We start from the raw sequence: 9,489 nt of genomic DNA, 5'->3' as shown, positions 1-9,489 counted from the left end.
ATAAATTGCTCTGCCCTGGTCAGGTGGCAGAGCAATAGCAGGCGAGTTGAGCAGAGAGCGTCGTAGAGCGCGTCTATGTATTATTTAGATGCCTAATCCACGCAATCTCTCGATGATACCAGGCAAGGCGGTAAGAACAGTTTCGATTTCATCTTCAGTATTGCGTTTGCCCAGTGTCAGGCGCAGGCTACCATGGGACCATTCGGGCGGGAAGCCCATAGCGACCAGTACGTGCGAGGGATCAACAGAACCTGATGTACAGGCCGAGCCGGTTGAGGCGGCCACGCCCAACAGATCCAGATTCAAGAGGATTGATTCGCCTTCAACGCCTTCAAATGCAAAGCTGGCACTGTTAGGAAGGCGCCGGGTAGGATGCCCGGTAAGCCGACTACGAGGAATCTGTAAGATGCCCTCGATCAAGCGATCGCGTAAAGCCTGAATACGGGGAGTAACCTGAGACAGTTCGGCATAAGCCAGTTCCAGGGCGGTCGCGGCTCCCACAATACCTGCCACATTCTCTGTGCCAGCGCGGCGCCCACGTTCCTGTGAGCCACCCTGCAGTTGCGGTAGAATACGCATCCCCTGGCGTACGTACAGAATACCTATGCCCTTTGGACCATAAAACTTGTGCGCTGAAAGAGAGAGCATGTCAGCTTTGAGCTCCTGGACATCAATTGGCAGGGCTCCGCCAGCTTGAACCGCGTCAACATGGAAAGGAATCTTACGGGCCCGGCAGATACGTCCAATTTCAGCGATGGGTTCGATGGTCCCCACTTCGTTGTTGGCATACATGACGGAGACAAGGATCGTCTGATCGGTAATCGAGCGCGCAACGTCATCAGGATCGACCATGCCATACTCGTCTACGGGCAGATAGGTAGTTGAAAAACCAAAACGCTCTAGATACTGGCAGGTATGCAGCACAGCATGATGCTCGATCGGCGTGGTGATAATATGATTACCTTTCTTTTGCGCGGCAAACGCCATCCCTTTGATGGCCAGATTATCACTTTCCGTTCCACAGCCTACAAAAGCAATTTCAGAAGGACGAGCATGCAAAAGCTCGGCCACCTGCTCGCGCGAGTGATCAATTGCCTGCATGGCATGGCGTCCAAGCGTATAGATGCTGCTGGCATTACCATATTCAGCTGTAAAGTAGGGCAACATAGCATCAAGTATGCGTGGATCTAGCGCGGTAGTGGCTGCGTGATCGAGATAGATAGTGCGCTCTGACATGGTATCTTTTTCCTGTTATCCAGTTGCTAGTAAAGATAAGGTTCTTACTTATATCATTTGACGAGTGTTTTACCGCCAGTCAATACGTAAATTATACCACAGAGGAAGGCAAGCAGACGGTGTAGATGCCTATACACCGTGATTCACACAGTCGCACCTACCTTGTGTCCACCTGTCTATGCCTCTGGCTGCTTCTTTTTCTTTTTAAAGAATGCCTCGTTCATACTACCGGTGCGATAACCAAGCAGGTCCATCGTCACGTAAGTATAACCAATTTTGCGCAGACCATCGGTCACTTTGAGGCTCATTTCATCTTCAATCAGGCGTGGAATTTCTGAGCGCTCGACCTCGATACGGGCAATTTTATCGTGGTGACGCACGCGCAACTGATGGAAGCCCAGTTCGCGCAAGAATTTTTTCCGCTTTATACACCATTTGTAGCGATGCAACATCTACTTTGCTACCATAGGGAATACGCGAAGAGAAGCAAGCCATGGCTGGCTTATCCCAGACCGGCATGCCAAGCAAACGAGCAATGGCTCGAATCTCTTTTTTACCCATTCCGGCTTCTTTTAACGGACCTCGTACTTTAAACTCTCGGGCCGCACGCTGCCCCGGGCGAAAATCTCCATCATCGTCTTTGTTGACGCCGTAAGCGATATGTTCTAGATGGTGTTCTTTTGCCAGCGGCTCCAGGTTGGTGAAGAGCTCGGTCTTACAAAAGTAGCAGCGATTGACATCGTTTTTGACATAGCGCTCATCTTCTAATTCATGGGTTTCCAGGGTTATTAAAGGTAACTGCAACTGGCGCGCAACCGTAATGGCTTCTTCCGTCTCTTCAGCGGCATAGGCCGGCGAGGAAGCAATAGCGCCCATAGCTCGATCGCCCAGTACATCATGGGCAACTTTGAGCAGGAGCGCGCTATCTACACCGCCCGAATAGGCGATCAACACCGAACCCATCTCGCGTAAAATCGCCTGTAGTTGCTCGTATTTCGCTTGCGTCTCAGCATCCAACGCTACAATGTTCTTTTCATCATGTATATGAGGGGTATTTACCATCTAAAACTCCTGAACGCGTGCAGTCTACGGCCAGCGTTATACGCAACCGCAGCCCAGAGGAGGCCGGTTTCAGCCACACAACTTGCAGTAAACAGCCATCAGCATCATCGCTATAGTAACTAGCCGTTATTATATCATTATCTACAATCTTCTTATTCCAGCTTTGAGCGCGTAAAATACAAATGTACAATAACTAGAATCATTCATGTCAACCTGCTCATAGTCTAAAAGAAAGGGTGCCTGATGTCAGAAATAGCTTCGGTCGCCGCATTGATCCTGGCGGCCGGCAGTTCAAGCCGCATGTCTCACGGCCATCACAAGTTACTCCTACCACTTGGAGAACGACCAGTGCTCGCTCATGTGGTTGAAGCTGCCCTGCAGTCTCAAGCGACCCCGGTGATTGTTGTGCTTGGACACCAATCTTCACAAGTTGCCGCCGCGCTCTCTAGTTACATGAACCATAACAAATTAAATGTCCAGAAAAATCCCGACTATCGTGCCGGCATGAGTACATCTTTGCGCACAGGTATCCAGGCACTTGCTCAATATCCTGGCTGCGCGGCTGCTCTGGTTATGCTGGGAGATCAGCCTTTTGTCAGCACGCAGTTGATCGATCGTCTGCTCAGTGCCTGGCAACAAAGCGGGAAACGCATCATCGCTCCGTGTTATCATGGAAAGCGTGGCAATCCAGTTCTTTTTGATGCCAGTTTATTTTCAGAATTGGTAGCCGTCAGCGGTGATGAAGGGGGGCGCAGCGTGATCACCCGCCATGCAGATGAGGTGGAACAAATCGAGCTGAGCGATGCCCTGGCTCAGCATGACGTCGATACCTGGGAAGCCTATCAAGCAGCGCTCACCATCTGGCAAAGCCAGCAAACAACATAAAAGGACAAGATAATGGAGATATCAGACGCACAGAAAAAACAGGCCCTGTTCTGGCTTGATTATAGTCAGCAGCTTTCCAATTCGATTCGCTACGCGGAGGCGCTGACGGCGGCCCAGCGCTCGGTCAAGTTGGATGCCAGCAATGCAGAAGCCTGGTATGCTCTCGGAACCTGTCAGGCTATGCTTGCCCATTATGAAGAGGCCCTAAAAGATTTTGAACAGGCTTTACAGTTGGACCCACAAAATGTGACGGCCTGGGATGGTAAGGCCTGGGTCGAAGGCATTTTAGGACATAAAGAGGCAGCCCTGGCGGCAGTTAATAAGGCTCTGGAGATTGAGCCAGATTATCGTGAGGCCAGGCAGCGCAAAAAAAGGCTGGAAGCACTTTAACAACGATAAATCGCCAGGCCGACACATAAGTCGGTCTTTTTGTGTCTCTACTTAACTTGTTAGAGAAAAAACTTTGTTATTTGCGTAGCAAACCTATAGTTGTATCTCCGCCTGGAAGGTGTTCTGGATGAGTCGTAGTAGCCCGGGGGACGCGATCTTTCTCGGTGAGAAGCAGGAAACCAATCCCACAACAACCGAGGGCAATACCCAGTAGATAACCTGCAATGGTGTCGGTAATAAAATGCACACCAATATAAAACTGCATAAAACCACCCAGAAACGAGCCAATGGTGAATACGACCGCCAGAATTCTAGCCAGAAAGCGCGGCCGCAGATAGCGAGCCGTAATCCAGGCCAGCAGCAATCCAGCCAGGCACCAGCGGGTCGCATGCCCACCAGGAAAACTATTCTCGCTATCGCCCATACGTGGATCAATCGGCATCTGCGCCACATCGCGTGCCCAGCTCACCTGCTTACGCGGAGGATCAGGTACCTGTCCCAGCAAGCCCAGCCCTGCAGAAACCTGGACGGATAAAGGCTGATCGGCCATCTGTGGACAAGTCAGGACGGTCATACCCGAGCGCAGTGAAGGAGGCATCTGCTGGGCAAACATCATCTTCCCACCGAGCTCAAAACCGACGCTTATGCACAATAGCAACAATAAATAGATCAGTATCCGCTTCTTATGTCCGGCCAGAATACATAAACCACTCAGGATCAACAGGACTACCGCGGTTGCCTGGGCCTCCCCCAGGTGCCGCCATTCATAAAATGAGCAATCCAGGCGTGTAATTGGACGCCAGAGCAGCCAGCGCTCAATCGCTAGCGTTGATTGATCCAAAACGCCACTGGCATAAATAGCCGTATAGATCAAAAAAGCGATACCCGCACCAACCGCCACCATAAACCATGGGAACGCAGAAGCATATTTTTGTGAAGGTACACGTGTCTGCATCAGTCAAATTTCCCTATATAAATCACAGCAAAAATCATTTTTATCATGTATCAGCATATTTACGAAAATTGTAGTTACTTTGTTGGCAAATGGCAAGATAATTAGGCATTTTAGGCAAAAAGAAGGAAGGCTATGTGGCCTTCCTTCTTCAATTGTGAAACTGACTACTTGTTGTCTTCTGATGCAGAAACAGGTTGTTCTGGCGAGGACCTTTCCTGGTCCGCTTGAGTTGGCTCACTTTCACTATTGTTAGATTGGCCACGAGTTTTCTCCGGTGGCGAAACCGAAATTATATTAGTGCGCGTAACCCCACCAGTAGCGACTGGCGTCTTTCGGCGCAACATCCCGGAGACAGATCCAGGAGCGTTTTGCTGCCTGGACTTGCCTGAGGACGGCGAGGGCCTTTTGAGCGTCCAGGGTGCTCGCTTACGGGCCAGTATCTGATCTGCTGTTTCACCTCTGGCCGAGCGATAAAGACTGGCGACCACCACCCAGGCCGCAGCGACGATGGGAGTAGCAACCAGAGCACCAATGGCGCCGCCAAAGGGCCCGTATGAAGCACCAAACAATTGGGCAAACACGACCAGAGACATAATTGAGACAACCGGGTGCAGGCCAACAGCATGGCCAACAATACGTGGTCCCAGGATATTACTTTCAAAAATCTGGATAATAATAAAAGCAACGATGACAATCAGTGTACGCGGAAAGGGATTAGGCAGTAATAGCGAGACAACCACCGGCGAGATCGAGGCTAAACCGGGTCCAACCATCGGAATTGTCTCGAACAAGAAACCCAGTACGCCAAAGATGACCGCGAATTGTCCCAGACCAGTTGCCCAGCACACAATAGCTACTGCAATACCAATGATCAAGGCCAGGGTCAACTGGCCACGAATGTAGTTACCGACCACCCGTGTCAGTGCATCTTCAAACAGCAAAGCCGTTGGTAGAGAACGCTTGGGCATCACACTCATGATGCTCTCGCGAATACGCTTGCCGTCCAGGGTCAGGTAAAAACTAACCATTAATACAATCAAAAAATTCAAGAAAGTATTGGTCAAAACGAAAATGACATTAATGGTGTTGGTGACAGCCGCATTGGCAAAGCTGGTAACTTGAGAATTTAGCTGGCTCAGCACTTGATCGATACGCGACTGTGGAATACCCGCCTGCACACGCAAAAATTTAAGAAAGGCACTGAAGTTGTCCGGGATATGCTGGGTGAAGCGTACGATAGTATCAGAGAAAATCGTGACCTGGTTGACGAACGAAATCACTAGAATATAAGAAAAGAGTCCCAGAAACACAAGTACGCACACATATGAGATGATGGTAGCAAACAGCCTGGGCACTCCCCTACTCTCCAAGACATTGGTCATGGGCGTAATCAGGAAAGCGATCGTCATTGACAATAATAATAGAAAGACTGCATCGATAAACTTATTGACGAGATTCCAGGCCGTCCATATGATCAAACCCATACAGATGATGCAAATCAAGATATCTCGTCGTTGTTGCCAATTTATTTGGCCCATGCTTTTTATCCTTCTCGCTCAAATAATTCCAGGAGAAAAAGTCAATACCTTTTGCAGGCATAGATTTTGTAACCCTTTTTCTAAGGGTAATACGATCCAGTGCGAAAAATTGCTGCAGTTTTGTAGAGCTAAAAGATTCTATCATACTTTTTATAGCTAACGCCATGCGTTACGTCTTTCTTTGGCGCTCGCGCCTGCGGTGCTCGCTGGGGTTTTGTAGTGTGGGAGTCAGGCCGCGGCGGCCTGACTCCCACACTACACATGAGTATGCTGGAATTGATGAGCGCGCATGCGTCGGTTAGCTTTGATTGAGATGGGGCTTGATAAGATCTACTATGTTCTGGTGAATGCGTTCGGCAGGTTGGGCAGCATCGATAACCTTGATGCGTTGAGGGTTGGCCTGCGCCAGTTCTAGAAAGGCCTGGCGCAGGCGGATGTGAAATTGTTCAGAGGCGCGATCGAAGCGGCTCTGCTCTTCACGTCTGCCATCGGAGGCGCTGGTACGCTTATGCACCAGAGCGGGATCGAGATCGAGGAAGATGGTCAGATCAGGAGCATGGCCCTGGGTAGCAATATGGGAAAGTTGAGCGATCAATTCGGTTCCCAGACCCTGCGCGGCTCCCTGATAGGCAATACTTGAGTCAAAGCAGCGATCCGATATGACGACCTTACCGGCAGCTAACGCGGGCAAGATCCGAGTTTGAAAATGTTGCGCTCTATCAGCTTGAAATAAGAAGGCCTCCGCCAGTGGTGTAATGGTCAGTTCGGGTTGATGAAAGAGCAGGCGCCGAATTTCTATTCCCAGAGGTGTACCGCCGGGTTCGCAGGTACGCACATACGCCATCCCCTGCTGCTCCAGCCAGCCTGCCAGCAGTTCTATCTGGGTCGTTTTGCCGGCACCATCCAGGCCCTCAAACGAGATAAAGTATCCTCGGCCCATACTCAAAATCTACCTTCCTGATATACATCCTACTACTAAGTAAGCCCGCCAGTGCTATTTAGCGCACACGATCGGTACGATAGACATCATAGTCCCAGTCAAAATATGGTTTGGGCAGCATGTCTTCAGGTGACCATTGCTGATCTCGATTCCCATACTTACCATGATATTCTTTCAGAGTCTCACCTACATACTCAAAAGTAAGCTGACAAATGCGGAAACCCACTGGTACCCAGATGGTGGTCTGGGTATGATTACTGATCTCCATAGTCCAGCGGCTGATGTAGCCAACATCACCAACACCAGCGCAACGGCAGACGGAGAGGCCCGAACGCGCCACCGTACTGCGCGAGTACATCTTTGCCAGATAGCCGTTATGCCCACCGATGATCTCCTGTGTATGCGCCAGAATGGTGGTGCCGGGGCGAATCGCAATCTTGCCATCTTTGGCCTGGCGGGGCTCTCCCCAATAGCCACGAATCTCTTCTGGAATATCCAGATGCATAACCTCCACATTGGCATTGCCCTGGAAATACCATTCACCCAATCGGCAATCGTAAGAATTTGGACCCAGATGACGCTCATTGAACGGCTCAATAATGATATTGCCGTTTTTCATCTCTTCCACAATACGCTTATCTGACAGTAACATGAAAATATAGCTCCTTGTGTCAATATGACTGACTATTGCATCCCCGATTGCTCACACCAATCACGATATGCCGCGCGGGCTGTAGGACGAAGATTTTGAAAGGGGGTATCCACTAATTAAGGGGGCACCCACTTATATGATTATCGATCAGATTATTATAGCGCATCATATTCAGATGTAGTAGTCTCTGCAGCCAGAATTTCTGCCTCTTCGCTATTAACTTCTAATGGTAGCGCGCGTGCCACATCTACTTCGTGCCAGATGCGCTGAACCAGGGCCGCCATTTCTTCAGTACTGGTCAAAGCCTGTTGAAATGGGAAAAACGCCCGATCGTTGCTATGCTGATGGATCCAGCGGCTGATAATGTTAATCTGGTCAACTTCAGCTTTGCCTACCAGGGCTGGTGGCTCACCCAGATCGATAGCCCGCTGGAGCAGCTTGTTGATCACCGTCTGCATCTGCTCAGGCTCATGAGAAACACAGCTTTGCTCAATCAGGCGACCGTGGCGGATAAAAAAGATCTCGTTGCAACCTTCTCGAGCAGAAGGGTAGACGATAAAAAGATTGTTGGCCTCAACAGCGCCCGTGATTAAACGTTGGCCGATCAAAACTTCGTCGGCGCTACGAATCGCGTCGCGTAACCAGGCCGCGCGCTCAAAATTGAGCTGCTGCGCTGCCTCCAGCATCTGCCTGCGCAAGCGCTCCAGCAGGTCTTCGCTCTCGCCGCCCAGAAAAGCACACACCTGCTGTATGACATGCTGATAGGCCTCGACATCTCCATCGCCGCGACAGGGAGCCGCACAACGACCCAGGTGAAAGCGTAAACAGGGATCGCTGGCTTTGGCGGCTGGCGGTAAACTACGCGTGCAGGTACGCAACGGGAAAATCTTTTGTAGTAATTCAATGGTAATATCCACCATGCGCCGGCTGCGGAAAGGGCCAAAATAGCGGGCGTCGTCCGCTGCTACCTCACGGGTGGCATAAACACGCGGAAACATATGCTGCACATCAATTTTAATAAATGGATACAATTCGTAGTTGCGCAATTGCACATTATAAGCTGGTTGAAGCTCTTTAATCAGGCGCGACTCCACCAGTAAGGCCTCTAATTCTGATCCCAGTACGCGTGTCTCGATCTCTTTAACATTCTGCAGCAAGCCGTCCATTTTACGCGTATAGCCCAGAGGCTGGCTATAGTAGGATGAGAGGCGCTCTTTTAAACATTTGGCTTTTCCCACATAGATAACCTGGCCATGCACATCCTTCATTAAATAAACGCCCGGCTTTGTGGGAAAGGTTCGTTTCCAGGCGGGATTTAGGAACAGGCCGCCGTTTGGTCGGGCTTTGGCGGCGGCGGTAGGAGATAAGCTGCCATCTGCGCGCCATTGCTCTCTCCCTTTATGAGCATTAACCAGGGTAATGTCGCCACTCCAGGTGACGGGCAATTGTAAGCGGCGCCGTAGATAGCCCAGCGTTGAAATGCCTTCATTGCGAGCCAGAGACAGAATGCGCAAAAATACTTCCGCCGTCACTTCGGCGTCCCCAAAGGCCCGGTGGCGATGTCGGGTTTCAATATTCAAATGAGTAGCCACCAGGTCCAATTTGAAGCGCTTCAATGCGGGTAAGAAACGGCGCGCCAGCGGAATGGTGTCAAAGCCATCAATCGGGAAGGAGAGGTCCAGCAACCGGGCTTCAAAATTTAAAAAGTTGAGGTCGAAACCGAGATTATGGCCAACCAGTGGAGCTCCATCGATAAAAGCTAACAGCTCGGGCAATACCTGGTCAACCGTGGGGGCCTCATTGACCATTGACTGCGTAATACCCGTAAAGC

The 9,489-nt window shown here is 50.4% G+C and carries 10 protein-coding genes; 2 read left to right on the top strand and 8 right to left on the bottom strand.

Translation table 11 applies throughout. From position 1 onward, the window contains the following. Positions 1–84: 84 nt before the first annotated feature. From nifS to larE, 3 genes are all read right to left on the bottom strand, one after another. Positions 85–1,236, bottom strand: a complete 1,152-nt coding sequence (gene nifS / locus JMI88_RS38910) for a cysteine desulfurase NifS (protein ID WP_201367472.1) — start codon at positions 1,234–1,236, stop codon at positions 85–87. A 176-nt stretch (positions 1,237–1,412) separates the two neighbouring features. Continuing rightward, on the bottom strand, positions 1,413–1,646 hold the full coding sequence (locus JMI88_RS38905) for an adenine nucleotide alpha-hydrolase family protein (RefSeq protein ID WP_201367471.1): 234 nt from the start codon (positions 1,644–1,646) through the stop codon (positions 1,413–1,415). Further along, positions 1,600–2,298 (bottom strand): ATP-dependent sacrificial sulfur transferase LarE, encoded by a 699-nt coding sequence (larE, locus tag JMI88_RS38900; RefSeq protein WP_201367470.1) that lies wholly within the window; start codon positions 2,296–2,298, stop codon positions 1,600–1,602. Before larE ends, JMI88_RS38905 begins: the two co-directional genes overlap by 47 nt. A 243-nt stretch (positions 2,299–2,541) precedes the next feature. On the opposite strand from larE, the gene mocA reads away from it, so the two are divergent. Continuing rightward, on the top strand, positions 2,542–3,183 hold the full coding sequence (gene mocA / locus JMI88_RS38895; protein ID WP_201367469.1) for a molybdenum cofactor cytidylyltransferase: 642 nt from the start codon (positions 2,542–2,544) through the stop codon (positions 3,181–3,183). 12 nt (positions 3,184–3,195) lie between these two features. Beyond that, positions 3,196–3,573, top strand: coding sequence for a tetratricopeptide repeat protein (locus JMI88_RS38890; RefSeq protein WP_201367468.1), 378 nt, complete (start codon positions 3,196–3,198; stop codon positions 3,571–3,573). Between the two features lie 76 nt (positions 3,574–3,649). On the opposite strand, the gene JMI88_RS38885 is transcribed toward JMI88_RS38890, so the two are convergent. From JMI88_RS38885 to JMI88_RS38865, 5 genes are all read right to left on the bottom strand, one after another. Continuing rightward, a complete protein-coding gene (locus JMI88_RS38885; RefSeq protein WP_201367467.1) occupies positions 3,650–4,528 on the bottom strand; it encodes a phosphatase PAP2 family protein in 879 nt (292 codons plus the stop codon). A gap of 164 nt (positions 4,529–4,692) precedes the next feature. Beyond that, entirely contained in the window at positions 4,693–6,066 is a 1,374-nt protein-coding gene (locus tag JMI88_RS38880; protein WP_201367466.1) for an AI-2E family transporter, read from the bottom strand. A gap of 298 nt (positions 6,067–6,364) precedes the next feature. After that, complete coding sequence (gene tmk / locus JMI88_RS38875; RefSeq protein ID WP_236023261.1) at positions 6,365–7,006, bottom strand: dTMP kinase; 642 nt, start codon at positions 7,004–7,006, stop codon at positions 6,365–6,367. A 58-nt stretch (positions 7,007–7,064) separates the two neighbouring features. Next, positions 7,065–7,658, bottom strand: coding sequence for a dCTP deaminase (gene dcd, locus JMI88_RS38870; RefSeq protein ID WP_201367464.1), 594 nt, complete (start codon positions 7,656–7,658; stop codon positions 7,065–7,067). 155 nt (positions 7,659–7,813) lie between these two features. Further along, the coding region (locus JMI88_RS38865; RefSeq protein ID WP_201367463.1) for an exonuclease domain-containing protein at positions 7,814–9,489 on the bottom strand (1,676 nt) is incomplete at its 5' end.

The sequence above is a fragment of the Dictyobacter formicarum genome, from assembly GCF_016587435.1.
This window is presented reverse-complemented; position numbering and strand designations above follow the sequence as displayed.